17 protein-coding genes and 1 CRISPR repeat array are annotated in these 21,294 nt (G+C 40.8%); of the genes, 14 read left to right on the top strand and 3 right to left on the bottom strand.

Going from position 1 to position 21,294, the window contains the following annotated elements; translation table 11 throughout:
* Window positions 1–75 precede the first annotated feature (75 nt).
* Window positions 76–918 (bottom strand): 23S rRNA (adenine(2030)-N(6))-methyltransferase RlmJ, encoded by an 843-nt coding sequence (locus HQQ94_RS02625; protein WP_173292954.1) that lies wholly within the window; start codon window positions 916–918, stop codon window positions 76–78.
* Window positions 919–1,122: 204 nt separating this feature from the next.
* Here HQQ94_RS02625 and HQQ94_RS02630 point away from each other — a divergent pair, with 204 nt between their 5' ends.
* The 4 genes from HQQ94_RS02630 to HQQ94_RS02645 all read left to right on the top strand — a co-directional run bounded on the left by HQQ94_RS02630 (window position 1,123) and on the right by HQQ94_RS02645 (window position 5,650).
* The gene (locus HQQ94_RS02630; RefSeq protein ID WP_173292955.1) at window positions 1,123–1,899 is read left to right on the top strand and encodes a class I SAM-dependent methyltransferase; all 777 of its coding nucleotides are present in this window, start codon (window positions 1,123–1,125) and stop codon (window positions 1,897–1,899) included.
* A gap of 243 nt (window positions 1,900–2,142) precedes the next feature.
* The gene (locus HQQ94_RS02635) at window positions 2,143–2,772 is read left to right on the top strand and encodes a TnsA endonuclease N-terminal domain-containing protein (RefSeq protein WP_173292956.1); all 630 of its coding nucleotides are present in this window, start codon (window positions 2,143–2,145) and stop codon (window positions 2,770–2,772) included.
* The gene (locus HQQ94_RS02640; protein WP_173292957.1) at window positions 2,769–4,622 is read left to right on the top strand and encodes a Mu transposase C-terminal domain-containing protein; all 1,854 of its coding nucleotides are present in this window, start codon (window positions 2,769–2,771) and stop codon (window positions 4,620–4,622) included. Before HQQ94_RS02635 ends, HQQ94_RS02640 begins: the two co-directional genes overlap by 4 nt.
* Window positions 4,619–5,650, top strand: coding sequence for a TniB family NTP-binding protein (locus HQQ94_RS02645; RefSeq protein ID WP_173292958.1), 1,032 nt, complete (start codon window positions 4,619–4,621; stop codon window positions 5,648–5,650). The genes HQQ94_RS02640 and HQQ94_RS02645 overlap by 4 nt, the downstream gene beginning before the upstream one ends.
* On the opposite strand, the gene HQQ94_RS02650 is transcribed toward HQQ94_RS02645, so the two are convergent.
* Together HQQ94_RS02650 and HQQ94_RS02655 are read right to left on the bottom strand one after the other, a co-directional pair.
* On the bottom strand, window positions 5,632–7,044 hold the full coding sequence (locus HQQ94_RS02650; RefSeq protein ID WP_173292959.1) for a DEAD/DEAH box helicase: 1,413 nt from the start codon (window positions 7,042–7,044) through the stop codon (window positions 5,632–5,634). The genes HQQ94_RS02645 and HQQ94_RS02650 overlap by 19 nt on opposite strands.
* Before the next feature lie 5 nt (window positions 7,045–7,049).
* Window positions 7,050–7,556 (bottom strand): hypothetical protein, encoded by a 507-nt coding sequence (locus HQQ94_RS02655; protein ID WP_173292960.1) that lies wholly within the window; start codon window positions 7,554–7,556, stop codon window positions 7,050–7,052.
* 230 nt (window positions 7,557–7,786) lie between these two features.
* Between HQQ94_RS02655 and HQQ94_RS02660 the strand changes: the two genes are divergently transcribed.
* The 10 genes from HQQ94_RS02660 (at window position 7,787) to HQQ94_RS02705 (ending at window position 21,261) form a co-directional block, all read left to right on the top strand.
* The gene (locus HQQ94_RS02660; RefSeq protein ID WP_173296485.1) at window positions 7,787–8,107 is read left to right on the top strand and encodes a helix-turn-helix domain-containing protein; all 321 of its coding nucleotides are present in this window, start codon (window positions 7,787–7,789) and stop codon (window positions 8,105–8,107) included.
* 118 nt (window positions 8,108–8,225) lie between these two features.
* Window positions 8,226–9,206: an AAA family ATPase gene (locus tag HQQ94_RS02665; RefSeq protein WP_173292961.1), complete on the top strand. Its 981-nt coding sequence runs from the start codon at window positions 8,226–8,228 to the stop codon at window positions 9,204–9,206.
* Between the two features lie 12 nt (window positions 9,207–9,218).
* Window positions 9,219–11,747, top strand: a complete 2,529-nt coding sequence (locus tag HQQ94_RS02670; RefSeq protein ID WP_173292962.1) for a S8 family peptidase — start codon at window positions 9,219–9,221, stop codon at window positions 11,745–11,747.
* Between the two features lie 176 nt (window positions 11,748–11,923).
* Window positions 11,924–13,159, top strand: coding sequence for a TniQ family protein (locus HQQ94_RS02675; RefSeq protein ID WP_173292963.1), 1,236 nt, complete (start codon window positions 11,924–11,926; stop codon window positions 13,157–13,159).
* Window positions 13,153–15,258: a type I-F CRISPR-associated protein Csy2 gene (locus HQQ94_RS02680; protein ID WP_173292964.1), complete on the top strand. Its 2,106-nt coding sequence runs from the start codon at window positions 13,153–13,155 to the stop codon at window positions 15,256–15,258. Before HQQ94_RS02675 ends, HQQ94_RS02680 begins: the two co-directional genes overlap by 7 nt.
* A 9-nt stretch (window positions 15,259–15,267) precedes the next feature.
* Window positions 15,268–16,341 (top strand): type I-F CRISPR-associated protein Csy3, encoded by a 1,074-nt coding sequence (csy3, locus tag HQQ94_RS02685; protein ID WP_173292965.1) that lies wholly within the window; start codon window positions 15,268–15,270, stop codon window positions 16,339–16,341.
* 1 nt (window position 16,342) lies between these two features.
* A complete protein-coding gene (gene cas6f, locus HQQ94_RS02690; protein ID WP_173292966.1) occupies window positions 16,343–16,954 on the top strand; it encodes a type I-F CRISPR-associated endoribonuclease Cas6/Csy4 in 612 nt (203 codons plus the stop codon).
* A gap of 129 nt (window positions 16,955–17,083) precedes the next feature.
* Window positions 17,084–17,533: a CRISPR direct-repeat array (repeat unit 28 nt; unit sequence GTGACCTGCCGAATAGGCAGCTGAAAAG).
* A 343-nt stretch (window positions 17,534–17,876) separates the two neighbouring features.
* Window positions 17,877–18,395, top strand: coding sequence for an Hcp family type VI secretion system effector (locus HQQ94_RS02695; RefSeq protein ID WP_173292967.1), 519 nt, complete (start codon window positions 17,877–17,879; stop codon window positions 18,393–18,395).
* Between the two features lie 256 nt (window positions 18,396–18,651).
* Complete coding sequence (locus tag HQQ94_RS02700) at window positions 18,652–20,700, top strand: type VI secretion system Vgr family protein (protein ID WP_173292968.1); 2,049 nt, start codon at window positions 18,652–18,654, stop codon at window positions 20,698–20,700.
* Between the two features lie 48 nt (window positions 20,701–20,748).
* Window positions 20,749–21,261 carry a PAAR domain-containing protein gene (locus HQQ94_RS02705; RefSeq protein ID WP_254303983.1) on the top strand — a complete coding sequence of 171 codons (513 nt, stop codon included), beginning with the start codon at window positions 20,749–20,751 and terminating at the stop codon, window positions 21,259–21,261.
* Window positions 21,262–21,294: the final 33 nt, after the last annotated feature.

Genomic DNA, 21,294 nt, shown 5'->3' on the forward strand with positions numbered 1-21,294 from the left:
ATTGATTTTAAATGAGCTATTAAACATATCTGACACTCACCATCCCGAGTTCAGGTGAGTTAATAAACCGATATTTTATTCAGCGACTTCTTGCTTAATGGTTATCTTGCCGCCACCTTGATTTAATAACGGTGACAAATATTCCAGTATCTCACTGGCTTTTTCATCGAGTTGCCAAGGAGGATTAATAATCCACAGACCCGCAGCGGTCATACCAAACTCATCGCTATCGGCGCGGACAGCCTGTTCGATACGCAGCTGATTTTTAATACCACTTTTGGCAAGCAGTTTTAGCATACCTTCTGTTTGTGCGCGATTAACGACCGGATACCAAAGCATATATACACCAGTTGAAAACTTTTTATGCGCCTTAATTATCGCGTTTGGCACATCTTGGTAATCGGTTTTTATTTCATAGCTTGGGTCGACTAAGATAACACCGCGTCGTTCACGAGGTGGTACCGCGGCGATCAATCCTGTTAAGCCATCGTCTTTAACGGTGCGAATATATCTGTCGCCAGTAAATTGCTCTTCCAGTAGGGCGTGATCGGCACGATGAAGCTCATGCAATACCATGCGTTCTTTTTCATATCGGTTCATGTCGACAAAAGCCGGAGAACCTGGATAGAAAGTCAGCTCAGATTTACCTTGATTGAAGTGAGTCACATCGGCTATATACTCAGACAAGGGCTCAGGGAGATCTTCTTTGCCCCACAATTTAGCAACGCCCTCTAAATATTCCCCCGTTTTTTGAGCAAATTCATCGCCTAGGGCATAACCGCCAGCGCCAGCATGGGTATCAATATAAGCAAAGGGCGTTGGTTTTTTATGCATTAACTTAAGTACTTGTAATAAAACAGAGTGCTTTAACACATCGGCATAATTGCCAGCATGATAGCCGTGGCGATAACTCAGCATGGGGATCCCTAAAGGTGGTCGGTATAGCCATAAGGCTGATATCCTTGATGGATAACAGCATTAGCTTAACGAGGTTAATTGGATATCGTTAGTGTGGCAAATAGTGCCTAATTGAACGGATTATAACTCAAACTCTTTAAAATATATCACCTAGACGGTGCTTTTGGCATAATAGGCCGCATAATCACGCCACTTCGAGTTATTGTGACCCAACTTAAACACGCAACAGCCAGTTTTGGTATCTACTTTAATGCGCAATACCCTTCATTAGAGGCTATCTGCCAAAGGTGGGGACTCAGTTTTGACCAAAATGCCCTTTTTGAACTGGTATTTGAACATAACTGTCTGGTATTAAATAAACGAGATGAACCTAAGCTCAAAGGGATCAGTGTCGATTTTGTGGCGGGAGCTGTGGCCCATCGCCGCAAATTTGGTGGCGGGCGTGGCCAGTCGATAGCCAAAGCGGTTGGCTTAAAGCAAGGTGTTAATCCCACCGTTGTTGATGGTACTGCGGGGCTTGGACGTGATGCATTTGTCCTCGCAAGTTTAGGTTGCAAGGTTATCATGGTTGAACGTCATCCCGTTGTTGCAGCATTACTTGAAGATGGTTTGAGACGAGCCTATGAAAGCGAAGATATTGGTCAGTGGATGCAAGAGCGTATGCGGCTAGTTCATGGTTCAAGCTTGGGATCGGTGGCGTTACTCAGTGAAGACATTGATGTGGTGTATCTCGATCCTATGTATCCTCACCGAGAAAAGTCAGCATTAGTCAAAAAAGAAATGCGCGTGTTTCAGTCGTTAGTCGGCGCCGATCTCGATGCCGATGGTCTACTTAAGCCTGCGATGCAGCTTGCTAGTAAGCGCGTTGTGGTCAAAAGACCCGATTATGCAGAAGATTTAGACGGTGTAAAACCTTCTATGGTCATCGCTACCAAGAAAAATCGTTTCGATGTCTATGTGAAAGCAGCAATGACCAGCTAACTTTTTATCTTACTGTTTATCAATTTTTTCTGATGTCGCTGAAAGCATACATTGACATAATATAACCATAGTCTGACAAATTTAAAGCATACTTTGTCATAAAAATGATTTTTGTAATTATATAACATAAATTATTATGATAGTAATCAGTTGTTTATTGGTAAATATAAGCATAGTGTGACAAATTTGACAAAAACTCAAACAACTGTAGACTGAATCGACTTCAGTTGTTTGAGTTTTACGATGTATATTAGAAGCTTACGTAAGCCTTCACCGAATAAAAATATATTCAAATTTGCTAGCGCAAAAGTGGGTGAAACGATAATGTGCGAGAGTTCGCTGGAGTTCGATGCATGTTTTCATCATGAGTATAATGACACTATCACAAGCTTTGGCAGTCAGCCTGAAGGGTTTCACTATAATTTTGAGGGTAAACAATTACCTTATACACCGGATGTGATACTTCATTATATTGATGGGATGACAAAATTTCATGAATACAAACCTTACAGTAAAACATTTGATCCTGCTTTTAAAGCAAAGTTCGTAGCCAAAAAACAGGCTGCTCAAGTGCTTGGCATTGAGCTTATTCTGGTAACTGAAAAACAAATTCGGATAAATCCCATTCTTAATAATCTGAAATTACTGCATAGATATTCAGGTGTCTATGGGGTCAGTGATATTCAGCGTGAGTTGCTACAGCTGATTAAAAAATCAGGAAAGATCCTGCTTGAGGATGTTGCAGGTGAATATGCGCTGACAATGGGTGAAGCACGCTCTTTTCTCTATTCTCTAATTAATAAAGGGTTACTAAAAGCTGATTTGGCTCAAGACGACCTTACCTCTAATCCAACTGTATGGTGTCATGTATGATGGATTTTAAAGATGAGTTTACTGAGTCTACCGTTGTAAAAAAACCAGACACTCGCGTTCAATACGCTAAGTTAGATGATACAGGGTTAGTTAAACGTGATCTTGATACTTTTCCCGATTTTTTGAAAGATAAAGCTCTTGATAAGTACAAACTTATAAGTGTTATAGAGCTTGAAAATACAGGTGGCTGGACGCAAAAAAAACTAGATCCCATACTCGATAAACTGTTTGCTAAGAATATTGAAAAACGTCCCAATTGGCGTACTGTGGTGCGTTGGCGCAAGAGTTATATTGAAAGCAATGGCGATCTTGTTTCATTGGTTGTTAAGCGGCACAAAATGGGCAATCGAAAAAATCGTGTTAAAGGTGATGAGGTTTTCTTTGAACAAGCACTTAAGCGTTTTTTAGATGCTAAAAGGCCTAAAGTCACCACTGCATACCAGTACTATAAAGATGCAATTACCATTGAAAATGAAACTATCGTCGATGGAAAAATTTCTATTATCTCTTATACAGCTTTTAATCAAAGAATAAAGTCACTGCCACCTTACCCAATAGCAGTTGCCAGACATGGTAAGTTCAAAGCAGATCAGTGGTTTGCATATTGTTCATCTCATATCCCCCCAACAAGAATTTTAGAGCGGGTTGAAATCGATCATACCCCGCTTGATTTAATTTTACTTGATGATGAGTTATTGATCCCCCTAGGAAGACCTTACCTGACCTTAATTGTTGATGTTTTTAGCAACTGTGTTTTAGGTTTTCATTTGAGCTACAAAGCCCCCTCTTATGTCTCAGCGGCTAAAGCGATAGTACATGCAATAAAACCTAAATCGCTAGATACTATGGGAATAGCGCTTCAGCATGACTGGCCTTGTTATGGAAAGTTCGAAACCTTGGTTGTGGATAATGGTGCAGAGTTTTGGTCTAAAAGCTTAGACCATGCTTGTTTAGAATCTGGAATAAATGTCCAATATAACCCCGTTCGCAAGCCATGGTTAAAACCATTCGTTGAGCGATTTTTTGGGATGATTAACCAATATTTTTTAACGGAACTCCCAGGGAAAACATTTTCAAATATTTTAGAAAAAGAAGATTATAAACCTGAAAAAGATGCCATCATGCGTTTTTCAGTTTTTGTTGAAGAGTTTCATCGTTGGATTGTCGATATTTATCATCAGGACTCAGATTCTCGTGACACGCGTATTCCAATAAAGCAATGGCAGCATGGTTTTGATGTCTACCCACCGTTGCAAATGAGTTTGGAGGAGGAAGAACACTTCAGCGTTCTCATGGGGATTTCAGATGAAAGAACATTAACTCGAAATGGTTTTAAATACGAAGAGTTAATGTATGACTCTAGGGCATTGGCTGATTATCGTAAACGTTACCCACAAACGAAAGATTCGATAAAAAAGCTCATTAAGATTGACCCTGATGATCTCTCGAGTATTCATGTTTACCTACAAGAGTTAGGCGGCTATCTCAAAGTCCCTTGCACTGATGATGGCAGATATACCAAAGGGTTGAGTCTGCATGAGCATAAAGTGATAAAGAAAATAAACCGTGAAATAGTAAGAGAGGGTAAAGATAGCCTAGGTTTAGCTAAAGCTCGAATGGCCATTTATGATCGAGTAAATCAAGAACAAGAACTCTTTAATGAATTCAAAGCGAAAGCCAAGCTATCTGGAGTTAAGAAGCAAGCCCAACTCGCTGATATTAGTAATACGGGTCAGGGTACTATTAAGTTGGAGAAAAGTGACACCCACTCAGTAATTACCAAAAAACCAGAGTTGGGCATCAGCAATATCCTCGAAAATTGGGATGAAGATATAGAGGGGTTTGAATGAATATTTTAACGGCTCATCAGATGGCTCTATTGCGCAGTTTTAGTGATTGTTTTGTCATACACCCTTGTGCTCAGACCATTTTTAATGATTTTGATGATTTAAGGTTAAATCGAAACTTTCAATCTGACCAACAGTGCATGTTGTTAACTGGGGACACTGGAGTGGGTAAAAGCCATCTGATTAACAATTATAAAAAACGAGTGCTAGCTAGTCAAACATATAGTCGTACTTCTATGCCGGTATTAGTTACCCGGATCTCAAGTCATAAAGGTCTTGATGCGACCCTGAGGCAGATGTTAACTGATTTGGAATCATTTGGCAGTCAACAACGAAAAGGGCCGAATTATAAAATAGATTTGAAAACTCAATTGGTTAAAAATTTAATTCGAGCGAATGTTGAATTACTTATTTTCAATGAATTTCAAGAGTTAATAGAGTTTAAAACACCTAAAGAACGTCAAACAATAGCTAATGAATTAAAATACATCAGCGAAGAAGCAAGAGTTCCAATTATCTTAGTTGGCATGCCTTGGACTGAACAGATCGCTGAAGAACCACAGTGGGCATCTCGCTTAATTCGAAGAAGAAAGCTTGAATACTTCAGTCTTCAAAAAGACAGCAAATACTATCGCCAGTATTTAATGGGCTTAGCCAAATATATGCCCTTTGATGAGCCGCCAAAGCTTGAAGATAAACATATTGCGATACCATTGTTTGCTGCATGCCGAGGTGAAAATAGGGCATTAAGTCACTTACTATCAGAGACATTAAAACTTGTAATGGTTAATGGTGACCAAAGTCTTGATATTAAGCATTTAGCTCAGACTTATAAAAAACTTTATGAGGATCAGGATAGTGATACTTTTCCCGTTTTTTTAAATCCTTTTCTTGAGCCGCTAGATAAGGTCCTTATTTCAGAAGTTGTTAAGCCATCACGATATAATCCCAATGCAATGACTCCTGAAGATATGTTGATTGCTCGTGAGTTTTCAGCCCCGAGTACCTTAGCTCAATTACTCGGTAAGTGAGCATCAAACATGTTCACGATTTTTTCTTTATACACACCGAGTAATGCTAAATTGTAGCGGTTTTCTTCATTAATATCTGACTCAAGTGAAGCTTCATTATGGGGGAGGTTATCAGGTAAAGAAAAATCAGACAGTGATAAATTTAATTCATTATCGTTATCTGTTTGAACTGCTGAATTTGGTTGGGACAGTGGCCATTCTAAAGTTAGCTCTTGTTGCTCAGTCTGTTTAATAATCACTGAACCTTCTGGCAGATCTTGATCGATACGATGAGCAAACTCTGTTAATTTTCTTTCCGCTAAAGTAAATAACCAAGCTTGCTGAGTGTTATCTGAATCAACACGTAATACTCGTCCCAATACCTGACGATAATGCATTTCTGTCTTTATTCGACTCAAGTGACAGCAAACCTGTAATCTAGGAATATCTGTACCTTCAGAAATCATGCCTACACTCACAATCCACTCAGTATTATTTTGTCGAAAGACATCAATAATGCGTGAAGGGTGTTTTAAATTAGAAGTCACAATACAGGCCGTTTGCTTGAGTTCAGAGACAATTATTTGATGTAATCGCTTCGCATGTTTGATTGACGATGCAACAATTAACCCGCCAGCTTTTGGATTTTCTTGACGGATTTGTGCGAGTTTTTTAACACCTTGTCTCAACATATAGAGCATGATTTGTTGATGGTTAATGAGTGCCTGATAATTGAATTTTGAGTCTAACAGAAGCGCTGCGATAGATGAGAATGTCTCAGAATCTTGCTCCGATTCTAGCTTAATTTTGTTGTTATCAATTAAAACGATATTAGGCTGGCGACAAACTTTGTCGGTGATGGCTTGTTTTAATCCATAGCTGAAATCGCAGTGAATCGTATTGTCTGGCTCTGTAAATCGAGATAGCACAATTGGCGCCGCATCAGAGCGCCAAGGTGTACCAGAAAGCGCCAGTGTATAGGTTGCTCTATATTGAATGTTGAGCAGTACTTCCTCTCCCCAAGCATTAGTATTGTTGAGCGTATTGCCTTTGAGATGATGAACTTCATCCATGATAACGAGCACTTTATGTGTTTTTAATAATTGCCAAAATGCTTCGGTTAGCGAAGGCATAAATTGATAAGTATATACACTCCCTATAGCGCCCATGAGGCCATCAAATCGTTTGTTGAGACGTTGAGAAAACGTAGATTTAATGCTTTCGTTGACTTCAGACGAAGGCGAGAAGCAAAGTATAAAATCAATTTTACCTAAGTCGATTAACCTTGCAGCAAGCTCTGCGGCCATCACGGTTTTACCTGCGCCAGGCGTCGCTAAACACATAAAGTGACTTTGCGACTGGTAAACACTCAGCGCTTGTTTAACACATAGTTGTTGCCATAGTCTTAACTGCATCAGTATTAACCTTCAAGAGCGTTGATGTAGGTTTCTATTGCTCTAATGTTACCCACTAAGGTCGAGCTTTGATTACGAGCATGCATATAATGCGGATAGAGCAGGGCTTTAGCATTAGCATACTCGTCAAAAAGCCTTTTAAATTCTTCTGCTTCACCAATACGACCAAGTAAATCGATTTGGTACTGATTAAGCGTGGCCTTGAGTTTCTGTAATTGAGGCGACTTATTGAGAGGTGTCGGGTCGCTTAATTTACGTGGCTGAGTTGCTATCAAACGATTAACGTCAAATGATGATGTTTTAATATAGAAGGTTTTTTTATCCGCTATGTGTTTTTCGAGAAAACCAATATCGGATAACTTCCTCATTGTACGGTGGATTAATTGACTTGCTTCTTTATTTTGGGTTTGCGGGACGGCCTTGATGAACTTTTTTTTCAGTTCAATAGTCGTAAATTGCTTAAGCCTTTTATTCGCTAAAAGACTAAGCAGTACTTCATTTATACGTATCATTGATTCAACCACAACATCTACCAATTATTAATAATTTCAATATCTAATATGCCACTCCTTGACGTTTTAGTGCGTTCATTTTGGTTATAACACTCCCACCTATTCGTTAGACTTGCCTCATTTAGTTTATAACTTGACAAGTACACAGAAAAAGCTAAGGATTCCTTAGTATACCTTAAGTGAAAAAACTAAGACAATCTGAGTTACTAGGAACCGACTATGTTGAACTTGTGGCAAATAAATTTATCAACCCACTCCCTTTTAGGCTTAAGCAAGCAAGAACAGCTAAGGGGATTAGCCAAAAGCAACTGGGCATTCAGCTAGGCATGGAAGTTGGCTCTGCGAGTGCCCGTATGAATCAGTATGAAAAAGGTAAGCATACCCCTGATTATGCAACCCTAAAGGCGATGGCTGATGAGTTAGGCGTACCTGTGGCATATTTTTTCTGTGAGTCACAAAGCACAGCCGAATTGCTGTGTTTATTGGATAAGATGAGTGATGAAGATAAGGAAGATTTGCTAGAACAGATAACCAAACTTAGTCCTGAGTGAGTGTAGAGGGGGCTATTTATTCGATTTTGAGTTATTTTCGTTTAAGTAAATAGTAGAAAAAAGTTCCTTAAGGTATACTACTAAATGTTAAACCTTTTACTCTCGAGCATTTATTTTCATGGCTAGTTCAACCCAAATTAAAGCATTGATGCAGTCGCACATAGACAAAGATGACGATAGGTTTTTATCTATCGCACTTCAGGTTGCCGCTCATGAAGCAAGAAATGGGCATGGAAAGCTTGCTCAAGAGCTTAAACAATTAGTAGATAAAGCCAAAGAAAAGAGCCTTAATAATCTGCCTGTATCTATAGCAAATAGCGTTAAGGATTCTACTGGTCTATTAACAACAAGTCACCCAAAGTTACGATTTAATGACCTTATTGTCTCTTCAAACGTGAAAGACAGGCTAGAACGTTTGGTGAAAGAGCAAAAACATTTTTCTACGCTAAAAAATTACGGTTTATCACCAAGAAAAAAATTACTCTTAGCAGGAAAACCGGGAACAGGTAAAACATTTACTGCTTCCGTACTTGCTGGAGAATTAAACTTTCCTCTATTTGAAGTTCGTCTTGACGCAGTTATCACAAAATATTTAGGTGAATCATCCGCTAAATTACGCCAAATATTTGATGCAATTCGAGATGTTAGAGGCGTTTATTTCTTTGATGAATTTGATGCGTTAGGTTCTCATCGTGGTTCAAATAATGATGTAGGTGAAGCTAGGCGTATTTTAAATAGCTTTTTACAAATGATTGAACAAGATGATTCAAATAGCGTAATTGTTTGTGCTACTAACCATCTTGAAGCACTTGATCATGCATTGTTTAGAAGATTTGATGATGTGGTTCGTTACGAATTACCATCTGAAGATGAAATCGTTTCATTATTTAAATCCCGCCTACATTCTTACGTTGCTAAAAATTTCTCATGGAAAAAATTAGTTCTAATGTCTGATGGCTTAAGTAATGCTGAAATTACTCTTGCTGCTAATGACGCAATTAAAGAAATGTTAATTCATGACTATAAATCGATTACTATCTCTATGCTGCAACAAGCGATTGAAGATAGGAAAAGCATTAGCCAGCATTTCACCATTTAATAAGGAAACTTAATGGCGAATAACGCTTTTAATAAACCCCACTTCTTCCTTAACTCAATTGCCACATCTCAGAATTTTACGACCCCTAGTCGGCGTATTCTTCCAGTTCCTATTCCTGAACAAGATTGTCAGGTACATAGTGGAAAATTACGAGGCGACCTTGCAACTGTTACAACTCAACTGAGTGCACTGAAAAATTCTGCTGCTGATATTGCATTGCAAATGGGGGTTGGTATTCAGGTTGAATTTGAAAGTTTTCCAGATATTGATCTTGCATTTGAAAGCCTTGCTAATGCTACGCATGGTATTGACCTCCATAATATTAAAGTTATTAAGGATGGTGAACTTACAAAGAATATTGCGACGGTTTTTGTTCCTGATGGCAAGTTGAATGAATTTGAGAAAAAAATAGAAGCATACCTATCTCAGAAAAAACATAAAAACTTATTTAATACTATACAATCTATTCGTACTGCTGCTTTCGCTGCTATTTGGTCTGATGATGATTCATTTTTACCTGATGATAAAGACGAGATAGTATGGTGGGAAGTGTGGATATCTACCCCGAAAAAAAGCAGAGAATCAACAAATAATTATGGAAAAATTATTTCCGATTTTACTTTAATCGCAGACGATCTTGAGATTGTTGTGTCACCACATAAACTACGATTTCCTGAGCATACAGTGATTCAAGTTAATGCGACCCAAAATCAATTAGCTAATAGTACATTGCTGTTAAGTCGGGTTGCTGAAATTAGGGCTCCTAAAGTTACTACTGACTTTTTTGATTCCACAGATAATGAAGAACAAGAGCAATGGTCACAAGATTTGTTATCTCGCTTAGATCAACCGAACAGTGGCAGCGAACCTTACATTTGTATTTTAGATAGTGGTGTTAATGTTGAGCATCCATTGTTATCTCCCTTTGCAGGAACCAATGATCAGTTAACTATTACTGATGATAGAGTTGCTATAGATACCCAAGGTCATGGGACTGGAATAGCTGGTCTTGCTATGTGGGGAGATTTAACTGATATCCTTGGTTCTGATTTAAGAGAGACCATTAATCACAAGTTAGAGTCGGTAAGAGTTATTGCTCAAAATGGTGATAATAAAGATAAGCCTTTAGGAAGAGTAACCTCTGATGCTATTTCGATCGCAGAGATTGCTAATCCTGGTCGAGACCGTACATTTTCAATGTCGCTGTCAGCCAATACTGAAACAAATAGAGGTCGACCATCTTCTTGGTCTAGTTCGCTGGACTCGTTAGCTGTAGATTACTTAGGCGAAGGTGAAAACCCACGTTTATTTACCATTTGTGCAGGGAACACATCGTTTAATTGTTTCACTCCTGAGCAATTTCCATATCCTGACTTTAATCAAGCTCAGGATATGCACGATCCAGCTCAAGCGTGGAATGTAATTAGTGTGGGAGCATACACGAACAAAGTAATTATTTCTGAATCTAGCGATTACTACCCACTGGCTAATGTGGGTGGTCTATCTCCTCACAGTACAACCTCTATTGTTTGGGATAGGAAAAACGCACCGATTAAGCCTGAGGTGGTTTTCGAAGGTGGAAATATTGGAAAAGGTGAACATGATTACCGAGACGATATTTTTGATTTTCATTTACTAACAACTCATCATGACTTTTCGCAAAGAAACTTCCAAACCAGTAATGCAACTAGTGCCGCTACTGCACTTGCTGCTCGTTTTACTGCTCAAGTAAAGGCTGAATATTCAAATTTATGGCCTGAAACGATCCGAGCGTTAACAGTTCATTCCGCTGAATGGACCGATGAAATGTACTCTATAATTTCAGCAAAACGTTCAGATAAGAATATCAAAAAGGGGGATATGAGCAAGTTGACTCGGATGGTTGGCTTTGGGGTCCCAAATTTAGAAAAGGCCATTAAAACTGCGAACAATTCTCTTTCATTAGTTATACAGGACGAGCTTCAACCCTTCCATAAATCAAATGGTTCAATTAAAACAAAGGACATGCATTTACTTGATTTACCATGGCCTAGAGAGGCTTTACAAGCAATTGCTGAAGCCAATGTTGAACTGACTATTACACTTTCTTATTTCGTTGAACCTAATCCGTCTAGTCGCAATACTTTGAATAAGTATAGTTATGCTAGTCATCAACTACGTTTTGATGTAAAACGGCCTGAAGAATCAGAGTTCGATTTTGAGAGGCGAATTAATGCCGCTGCCGAAGGTGATAAAGCAGATGATTCGCCAAGTGACTCCAATTGGACGTTAGGGGCAGCTAATCGTCATAAAGGCTCTATTCATAAAGATATTTGGAAAGGTAGCGCTGCAGAACTTGCTGATCGTGGAAAAATTGCAATTTTTCCAGCTAATGGTTGGTGGAGGACTCGACCATCTCATCAGCGTTGGGACTCAAAGGCTAGATATGCACTGATTATTTCACTATCAGTACCAGAAGTAGATGTTGATATTTATACTGAAGTGAAAACAAAGATTGCAGTTATGGTTACAGCAAGCTCGACAGTTAACCTTGGTACTTAAATTATTTGGGCAAAATTAGGATAAACGTTGTAATGCTATGGTAATGTCGCAATTTTGTATTCTGAGGTACTAACCATTTAAAGGTCCAACTTTAAATGGTTGGCAAGAGTTTTTCTTGCCTTGAGTATAAATAATCGTTATCTTTTAACTAAGAATTCCTTAGTTTTTTGGTGGTTATGGCTTTTCTTTTTTCTCCTAAAGTTCGTGCATTCAGTGATGAGTCACTTGAGAGTTACGTACTGCGCGTCGTGGCGGAGAATTTCTTTGACTCCTATCAGCAGCTGAGTTTAGCGATTCGTGAGGAGCTGCATGAGTTAGATTTTGAAGCCCACGGGGCTTTTCCTATCGAGTTAAAACGTCTCAATGTTTATCATGCTCAGCACAACAGTCACTTTAGAATGCGGGCATTAGGCTTGCTAGAATCCCTACTTGATTTGCCAAACTATGAATTACAAAAACTGGCCTTACTAAGATCTAATAGAAGGTTTTTGGGAAGTCTATCGGCAGTGCACCGTAATGGTGTCGATATTCCGTTGAGTTTTATTCGCTACGGAGGAGAAGATGGGGTTGAGAGTGTGCCTATTTGTCCTCAGTGTTTGCAAGATGAGCCTTATATTCGGCAAGCTTGGCATATTAGGCCTGTTGAGGCGTGCGCTAAGCATGAGTGTGAATTGCTGCATCATTGCCCTGAATGTGATACTCCTATCAACTATATCGAGAATGAGTCGATCACTTATTGCACTTGTGGTTTTGAGTTTGCGACAGCCTCGAGTGTGAAAGCCAAGAGTCACGCTTGTGTGCTGCCACGTAGTTTGTTTGAAGGTGACGCTTTATCTAATAACCCTCTTCTTTTTTTGGGCACTTCTGTTACTCATCGATTGGCCGCTTTGCTTTGGTATCAGAAGCGTGATGCGCCAAATACAGAATGTATGGCGAATGATTCTGTTAACTATTTTGCAGCGTGGCCAGAAAATTTTTATCGAGAGTTAGATGAGTTAACGTCTACGGCTGAGCTGAAGTTGATTGACTTGTTTAATCGCACTTCGTTTAGGTTTATTTACGGTGAGTTAATTATCTATTCTCAGTGTTTACGCCCTGAGGATACGGTACCTCATTTTATCTATACCGCTTTGATGGACTATCTGCATAAATTAGTCGAGTTACATCCTAAATCAAACAAGCCTAATGTGGCCGATATGCTTGTCAGCGTAGCTGAAACTTCAGTGTTGTTATCAACCACCCATGAGCAAGTGTATCGGCTTTATCAAGATGGAGTGTTAACCTCGGCACCGCGCCAAAAAATGCAACAGCGGATCGATCCGCATATTGGTGTTTTTTATTTAAGGCAAGTCGTCGAGTACCAAGCGAGTTTTGGGGTAAATAGACATGGGATGTACTTATCAGCATGGTAGATAAACCGCATATAAACCTTTTATTAGAGATAGAAGATATTCAAGTGCGTGATCTGGCTTTAAGGCGAGCTTTTACCGCCTATATCGAGCCGTTAGATGTGACTGGATATGAGCTGTCTGCATTAATTATTCTGCTTAACCTGACGTATCCGAGAAAACGGGTTGATGATCTGCTTGATAAGCGACTGGCAAAAACAACGCTCAATAATGATACTCATATTGATGCCTGTATTGCTGAGGTGTCATGGTTGCATACACACAATCTAAAATATCCAGATATACGCGTGAGTAAGCAAAGATTACTCGCTCCCACCCCTGTTTTACATCCACATGTATTGAGTAGCGCTAATTGTGAATTAGCCTTAGGTTGGTCTCATGACAGCGCCAAAGTGAATCTATCTAAGTTGTTTAGTTGTCAGTTTATGTGGCAAAACCAAAGCTATTGTCTTGCGACGTTATTGCCAAAATTACCTAAAGAGTGGCAAGTGGCTTTTCAAGCTCTGGGCATGAACGTAAAGCATTTTGTAAATTTGTGCGGCAGGGTGCAAGCGTGTTTACCTGCAGAGGATAGCCCTCAAAATGTCGATAAATATTCTGCTCAAGTTCGCATGCCATACCGTAACACTTATGTGTCGATAACGCCTGTCGTCAGTCATGCACTTCAAGCAGAAATTCAGCAAGCTGCAATAAAAAAGAATGGTCGATACACTAACATTGAGTTTACCCGTCCAGCAGCTGTTAGCGAGTTAGCAGCCTCTCTTGGCGGCAATGTTAAAGCGTTAAATTATCCACCCCGTATTGATAAAAAAACACACGGACTACAGGATTCTTACTTATCTAAAGTGCAAGCGGGGCAAACAATATTAAATCAAAGGGTATTATCACAGTCTAGATTTACAAAGGCGCTCGAAGGCCTGTTGTTTAGTGGCTTAGCATTAGCGTTAAAGCAGCGTAGACAGCAGAAGTTAGCGTGCCATAAACAGATAAGAGCAAGTTTGGCTGAGTGGTTGGCGCCGCTTCTGCATTGGCGTTTAGCGGTTAAGGAAAGTAAGTTATCACCGACAGAGTTAGAGGGAATATCTGACACGTTAGAGTATCAGTTTTTAACGTTTGAGGATGTGCAACTATCTGATTTACTTGTACCTCTACTTAGCTTGTTAAATTCGGTGATGTCGTATTCAGCAACTACCAGTAACTATGCCTTTCACCATCAATTAATAAAGCCGCTTAAAAGCAGTTTGCAATGGCTGTTAAGCAAGCTTTTACATGAATCAGATACTTTGACAGTAGATATTGATCAAGAATTTCAGCAGCGTTACCTGTATTTGAAAGATATTCGTGTATTTGATGCCCAAGCATTATCTAACCCTTATTGTGTCGGTATACCTTCATTAACCGCTGTTTGGGGCATGATGCATAACTATCAGCGTAGATTGAACGAAAGGCTAGGCACTCAGTTACGCATGACCTCTTTTGCATGGTTTATTAGTCAATACTCGGCTGTTGCGGGTAAAAAATTGCCTGAATTTGGCATGCAAGGGCAACAGGAAAATCAATTTAGACGGGCTGGGATAATAGATAATCGACATTGCGATTTAGTGTTTGATCTCGTGGTTCATATTGATGGCTATGAACAAGATTTAGAAACATTAGATCATCACTCTGATGTCATAAAGGCGAGCTTTCCAGCAAATTTTGCCGGTGGGGTGATGCATCCTCCTGAGTTAGGCTCAGTGGATGAATGGTGTGAGCTTTATCATAGTGAAGCTGCGCTTTACGCTAAGCTAAGACGGCTTCCTGTGTCTGGCAAATGGATTATGCCAAGTAGGTATACCATAAGTAGTTTGAGTGAATTGTTGCTATTGCTTAAGCACAACACTTCATTGTGTCCGCTAATGTCAGGCTATCAGTTGTTAGGAGTTCCCCAAAGCAGAGAGCATTCGTTAGAGCCATTACATTGTTATGCCGAACCTGTGATAGGCGTGGTTGAGTGTGCTACTGCTATTGAGATAAGGTTACAAGGGATGAGTCATTTTTTCAGACGAGCGTTTTGGATGCTCGACATTAAAGAGACTTCAATGCTGATGAAGCGGATTTAAGGAACCTTTATGAAGTTATGTAATATTTTAAAGTATGACCGCTCCTTGTACCCTGGTAAGGCTGTTTTCTTTTATAAAACCGATGGGAATGACTTTGTCCCTCTCGAAGCTGAAATTAATCGAATTCGTGGTCAAAAAGCTGGCTTTACCGAAGCCTTCACGCCTCAATTCAAGCCTAAAAATTTAGCCCCTCAAGATTTAGCTCATTGTAATCCCCTTATCCTTGAGGAGTGTTACGTTCCGCCCAATGTCGAACATATCTATTGTCGTTTCTCATTGAGAGTGCAAGCGAATTCACTTAAGCCTTCGGGTTGTAGTAACCCTGAAGTCTTTGCTTTGCTTGAAGAGCTAGCAACTGCATTTAATGAGTGCGCCGGTTATCAAGAGTTAGCAAAACGATATTGTAAAAATCTGTTATTAGGGACTTGGTTATCGCGTAACCAAAACACGGGGAATACTCAAATTGAGATCAAAACCAGCTTAGGAAATAACTATCAAATCGCCAATACCCGACAACTTGCTTGGGGGAGTTGTTGGCCTGCTGATGCCCAACAGGTGTTAGACGAGTTAAGCCAAGAGCTGCATAAAGCATTAACCGATCCTAGTGTATTTTGGCATGCTGAGTTCACCGCTAAAATTGAAACGGCATTTTGCCAAGAGATCTATCCAAGCCAAACTTTTGGTGAAAAAGCAGCGCAAGGTGAGGCCTCAAAACAATTTGCCAAAGTAAAGTGTATCGATGGGCGTTATGCGGTGAGTTTTAACTCGGTAAAAATCGGTGCAGCATTGCAATCGATCGATGACTGGTGGGATGATGGCGCGACTAAGTGCTTGCGAGTGCACGAATATGGTGCTGATAAAGAGTTAGGTATCGCGCGTCGCTCGCCAGAATCTGCTCAAAGTTTTTACTCCTTGTTTGTTAATGCTGAGCGCTATCTTGATGAGCTTAAGCGACAGATTGTAAATTCTGAGTTATCAATAAGCCCAAATATCTACTATCTCTTTGCTGTCTTGATAAAAGGCGGCATGTTCCAGAAAAAGGCAGAAGCTAAAAACAACGCAAAAACGACAGAGAAGGTTTAGCATGCAAAGGTATTTTTTTATGGTGCGATTTGTACCAAAAGAAGCAAATTTGTCGCTACTGACTGGGCGCTGTATTTCAATTATGCATGGTTATATTTGCAAGCATAATATTCAAGGCCTTGGTGTGAGTTTTCCTGCTTGGAGTGATGCGTCAATTGGCGATGTTATTGCCTTTGTTCATACCGATCCCGCCGTTTTAAATGATCTCAAACAGCAAGGCTATTTTCACGATATGCAAGAATACGGTTATTTTCAAATTGGCCAGGTTGAGCAGGTTCCTGAAGATTGTGGTGAGGTGAGATTTAAGCGTAATCAAGGTATTGCCAAGCTGTTTGTTAGCGAAACGAGAAGACGTTTGAAACGACTCGAAAAGCGTGCCATATCAAGGGGAGAGGTGTTTAATCCAGAAAAGAACAGTGAGCCAAGAGAAGTGGGTATATTTCATTGTGTAGCTCTGGGTAGTAAGAGTACAGATCAAGACTTTCTTTTGCACGTTCAAAAAGAAAGCATCGAGTTACGAGCAGAGGCTGAGTTTAATCAATACGGTTTAGCGACAAACCAGCTGCTGGGAGGGACAGTTCCAGATCTATCAAACTTATATCCGCCCTGTTGACCCTATTTTTTAATATGTTTGTAACCCATTGTTTTATTAGTTATATAAAACATTGGTTAAAAAATAGGGTAAATAGTTAATGTCCAGATTAATGATTGAAATTGAAGATGAAAGTCTTTAATGTTTATAGTGACCTGCCGAATAGGCAGCTGAAAAGAAGCCCGTCACTTGCAAATGCTACAGGGGTGAGTGACCTGCCGAATAGGCAGCTGAAAAGCGTCAGGGGTTTGTTTCGGTGTGCCCAAATGAGTGACCTGCCGAATAGGCAGCTGAAAAGAGCCGCACAAACATTAGACGCTATCACTATCGGTGACCTGCCGAATAGGCAGCTGAAAAGAACCGTGAATCGCTTGAAAACACCATGGCTGTGTGACCTGCCGAATAGGCAGCTGAAAAGAGAGAAAAAGTTTGCTTATTTGCGTAAAATAGAGTGACCTGCCGAATAGGCAGCTGAAAAGAGCTGACCAAAAGGAATTTGCACCGTAAAATAGTGACCTGCCGTATAGGCAGCTGAAAAGCCTGAAAAAATTTGCTTTGCTGCTTCCCAAGGGTGACCTGCCGAATAGGCAGTTGAAAATAAAAACAATCGTTTCGATGTTTATGTTAATGCATCATACTGCCGCATAGGTAGTTTAAGCGCTTCTCATTTTTTGTGAGAAGCGCTTTTTATTCATATTTACATCTTGACTTTTAACCAAATTACCAACCCTTAGTGAATTTTCCATAAAAAAGCTGGGCCATTTATTGCCCGCTGGGCAAGATCTTGCTCAGCTCTGGGCCAAATATGGCCCAGCTAATATTCATTATTTTTTATAGTCTTGTTTTTCAATGGTTTACGGTTTGGCATGGTGTTTGCTTTATGTTGCGCCACACGATAACAATAATGTGCATCGTTAAATAATAGTTAATAAAAGGAATTGCTATGCCAACACCATGTTATATCTCAATCAAAGGCGAAACTCAGGGTCATATCACTGAAGGTGCATTTACCGCTGATTCTGTGGGTGATATTTTTGTTGAAGGTCATGAAGATGAGATGATGGTTCAAGAGTTTGATCACATCGTGACTGTGCCTACTGACCCTCAATCAGGTATGCCTTCAGGTCAACGCGTTCACAAGCCATTTAAATTTACCGTGGCCTTGAACAAAGCTGTACCTTTGATGTACAACTCATTGGCAACCGGTGAGAAAATCACTGAAGTTGAGCTTAAATGGTACCGCACTTCAATTGAAGGTAAGCAAGAGCATTACTTCAGCACTAAGCTTGAAGGCGCCACTATTGTTGATATCCAATGTCACATGCCTCATTGCCAAAATCCAGCTAAAGCGGATTTCACTCAATTGATCACAGTATCAATGTCATATCGTAAAATTAATTTCGATCACTTGATCTCAGGTACTTCAGGTGCTGATGATTGGCGTAAGCCGATCGAAGCATAAGCATTTGATAACTGCTTGAGCTTGTACTTGAGCAGTACTCAATGTTAATGATTAACGCGGCGCACTCATCGCTATCAACGCCTTTAGTGCACCGCTGTTATTGCCATATTTACAGGTGAAAAATGGCACATTTCATTAAAAACGATGCGAGAAAAATCAAAGGTTAGACAATTTAATTAAGCTTTTTAACCCCTGCTTTTACTCATGTATACATACAAAAATGAATATTGGCTTTATTTGAAATAAGGATATTGGTATGGCGCTGTTAGGCTCCGGATTACGGTTTCACTTTAAGGCCCAAGGTTTAGATGAAACCAGTTTTAATGTACTGGATTTTACATTTGTTGAACGCTTATCACGACCATTTGAAGTCAAACTGACGCTATTAAGTCGGCTAGATAATTTGACGCCCGAAGCCATTGTCGATCAAGCGGGATTAATGAGTTGGAGCCAAGGTGACAGCGTTGAGCGTCACGTACATGGCGTAGTGAGTCAGTTCAGTAAAGCTGATACTGGTCATCAACATACTCAATATCACATTACCTTAGTGCCAGCTTTATCACGGCTAAAATTACGAAAAAATAGCCGCATATTCCAACAGCAAAATGTGCTGGCCATCATTTCGACCTTACTGAATGAGATGGGGATTAGCGATCACGCTTTTACCTGTGATCCCCGTTTTGAATCCGAGGTGCGTGAATATTGCGTGCAGTACAGTGAAACGGATTTTGAATTTGTCAGCCGTTTAGCCGCCGAAGTTGGCCTGTTTTATTATTTTGAGCACAGCGAAGACAAGCACACACTGATATTTTGTGACAGCACCACTAAGCTCAGTCCATTAGCTAAGCCTTTTCCTTATAACGCCTTAAGTGGCGGTGCGGCCGAATTACCGTTTGTACGTCAGTTCAGCTACCAACATCAAATCAAGCCCGCTATCGTTACGCTAAAAGATCAGAGCTTTAAAAAGCCCGAATACAGTTTCTTGCAAAGCAGTACGGGTAAACAATTAGCGTTTCAGCGACAAGATTATGAGCACTTTGATTACCCTGGGCGTTATAAAGACGATACTACAGGCAAGCCTATCACCCAAGTACGGCAAGAGTATTTACGCCGTCACACCCAGTTGGCTACAGGCCACAGTAATATCATGCAGGCGATCTCGGGTGCTAAGTTTGCTTTAGTCGAGCACAGTGATAAAGCCTTCAATCGTGATTGGGTATTAACCAAAGTCACCCATAACGGTGAGCAAGGCGCAGCAGCCGAAGAAGCTAATACCGCAAAGCCGACTCGTTATACTAATGAATTCGAAGCGATCCCCGCGAATAATGCGTGGCAGGCAAAACCCAAAGTGAAGCCACTTGTCACTGGGCCGCAAAAGGCGACGGTGGTGGGGCCAAAAGGGGAAGAGATTTTTTGTGATGAATTTGGTCGCGTCAAGGTGCAGTTTCCTTGGGATCGTGAAGGCCAACATGACGACCAAGCCAGTTGCTGGGTGCAAGTAAGCCAAGGTTGGGCGGGGGCGCAGTATGGCATGATGGCCATTCCGCGCATTGGCCATCAAGTGATTGTTAGCTTTCTTGAAGGGGATCCCGATCAGCCGATTATTACGGGACGCACGTTTCATGCGACTAATACCACGCCTTATATATTGCCCAATCATAAAACCCGCACGGTATTAAAGACCCAAAGCCATAAAGGCGAAGGCTTTAACGAATTAAGGTTTGAAGATGAGGCTAGCCGCGAGCAGATTTTTGTCCATGGTCAGAAAGATCTCGACATCATAGTGGGTAATAATCGCCGTGAAAATACCGGTTTTGATCATCACTTAAGTGTTGAAAACGATCAGTTTTCCTTGGTTAAACAAACCAAGCACAGCACAGTGGGCAAAGATCGCATCGAAGAAATACGCGGTGATAAGCATCAAGCGGTAGGTAAAAACCTGTTCCAAAAAGTGACCGCCAGCTTAAAGCGTATCATAGGGGGCGGGATGGTCACCCAAGTCGATGGTAGCCATAGCATGAGCATTGGTGCCTCTGAGGAGAAAACCATCGGCGGCGATCATAAAATGGTGGTCAATAAAGACAGTTATTTAAAGGCCAGTAATATTGTGCTGGAAGCGGGAACCGCTTTAACCATTAAAGGGCCAGGTGGCTTTATTACCATAGACTCAGGTGGGGTAACCATTTCAGGCAGCAAGGTCAAAATCAACGAAGGTGGCTCAGCGGGTCAAGGCAGTGCGCCGCAAAGCGTCACGCCTGAAGAGCCGAGTAAGCCGACCTTGCCCGATCCGGCAGATAAGCGCTAAAGGAAGTTGATGAGATAATGGCTAACAATGTAATAAAGACAAGGAGTCATGATGCCTAAAGCAGCCAGACTTGGTGACAGTGCAGCCGGTCATGGCTGTATGCCTGCGACCCCCATTATGGCAGGCAGTGGCGATGTCAGTATTAATGGCATGCCCGCTGCCCGTCAAGGCGATACAGTACTATTGCATATGTGTCCTTGCCCTAACATGCCCCATGGCGTTCATGGGCGCAGTATTGCCGCTGGCTCATCGACAGTATCTATCAATGGTAAAGCCGCGGCGCGAGTGGGCGATGCTATCGACTGTGGCGGCAATGTCGAGGCTGGCTCCGGTGATGTGTTAATTGGCGACACCCCTTATCAATCAAAAGATCATAAATGCGCTGAAGGTGCGGCGAAATCTCATGCTCCATTCGCGCAGTTTACTCCTATGCTTGAGCCGCTGGCCATGGAATGGCAAAAGTCTTTCCTTGAAACTACAGCACAGCGTGAGGCGTTAACCCAAGCCGCAACTCAAGGAAAAGCATTTGTACCTATGTGTGAAGCCGCAGCTAAACAATAAAGGGAGCGGGTAATGACAAAGAATAGAAACTAC

The sequence above is a fragment of the Shewanella sp. VB17 genome, from assembly GCF_013248905.1.
Classification (GTDB): domain Bacteria; phylum Pseudomonadota; class Gammaproteobacteria; order Enterobacterales; family Shewanellaceae; genus Shewanella.

What these genes read in the sequence shown, in the direction of transcription:
- HQQ94_RS02680 (WP_173292964.1), top strand. Translation starts at nt 13,153, where the DNA reads ATGGTAGATAAACCGCATATAAACCTTTTATTAGAGATAGAAGATATT.
- HQQ94_RS02655 (WP_173292960.1), bottom strand. Translation starts at nt 7,556, where the DNA reads ATGATACGTATAAATGAAGTACTGCTTAGTCTTTTAGCGAATAAAAGG.
- csy3 (WP_173292965.1), top strand. Translation starts at nt 15,268, where the DNA reads ATGAAGTTATGTAATATTTTAAAGTATGACCGCTCCTTGTACCCTGGT.
- HQQ94_RS02705 (WP_254303983.1), top strand. Translation starts at nt 20,749, where the DNA reads ATGATGCCTAAAGCAGCCAGACTTGGTGACAGTGCAGCCGGTCATGGC.
- HQQ94_RS02700 (WP_173292968.1), top strand. Translation starts at nt 18,652, where the DNA reads ATGGCGCTGTTAGGCTCCGGATTACGGTTTCACTTTAAGGCCCAAGGT.
- cas6f (WP_173292966.1), top strand. Translation starts at nt 16,343, where the DNA reads ATGCAAAGGTATTTTTTTATGGTGCGATTTGTACCAAAAGAAGCAAAT.
- HQQ94_RS02665 (WP_173292961.1), top strand. Translation starts at nt 8,226, where the DNA reads ATGGCTAGTTCAACCCAAATTAAAGCATTGATGCAGTCGCACATAGAC.
- HQQ94_RS02635 (WP_173292956.1), top strand. Translation starts at nt 2,143, where the DNA reads ATGTATATTAGAAGCTTACGTAAGCCTTCACCGAATAAAAATATATTC.
- HQQ94_RS02670 (WP_173292962.1), top strand. Translation starts at nt 9,219, where the DNA reads ATGGCGAATAACGCTTTTAATAAACCCCACTTCTTCCTTAACTCAATT.
- HQQ94_RS02650 (WP_173292959.1), bottom strand. Translation starts at nt 7,044, where the DNA reads ATGCAGTTAAGACTATGGCAACAACTATGTGTTAAACAAGCGCTGAGT.
- HQQ94_RS02675 (WP_173292963.1), top strand. Translation starts at nt 11,924, where the DNA reads ATGGCTTTTCTTTTTTCTCCTAAAGTTCGTGCATTCAGTGATGAGTCA.
- HQQ94_RS02640 (WP_173292957.1), top strand. Translation starts at nt 2,769, where the DNA reads ATGATGGATTTTAAAGATGAGTTTACTGAGTCTACCGTTGTAAAAAAA.
- HQQ94_RS02625 (WP_173292954.1), bottom strand. Translation starts at nt 918, where the DNA reads ATGCTGAGTTATCGCCACGGCTATCATGCTGGCAATTATGCCGATGTG.
- HQQ94_RS02645 (WP_173292958.1), top strand. Translation starts at nt 4,619, where the DNA reads ATGAATATTTTAACGGCTCATCAGATGGCTCTATTGCGCAGTTTTAGT.
- HQQ94_RS02695 (WP_173292967.1), top strand. Translation starts at nt 17,877, where the DNA reads ATGCCAACACCATGTTATATCTCAATCAAAGGCGAAACTCAGGGTCAT.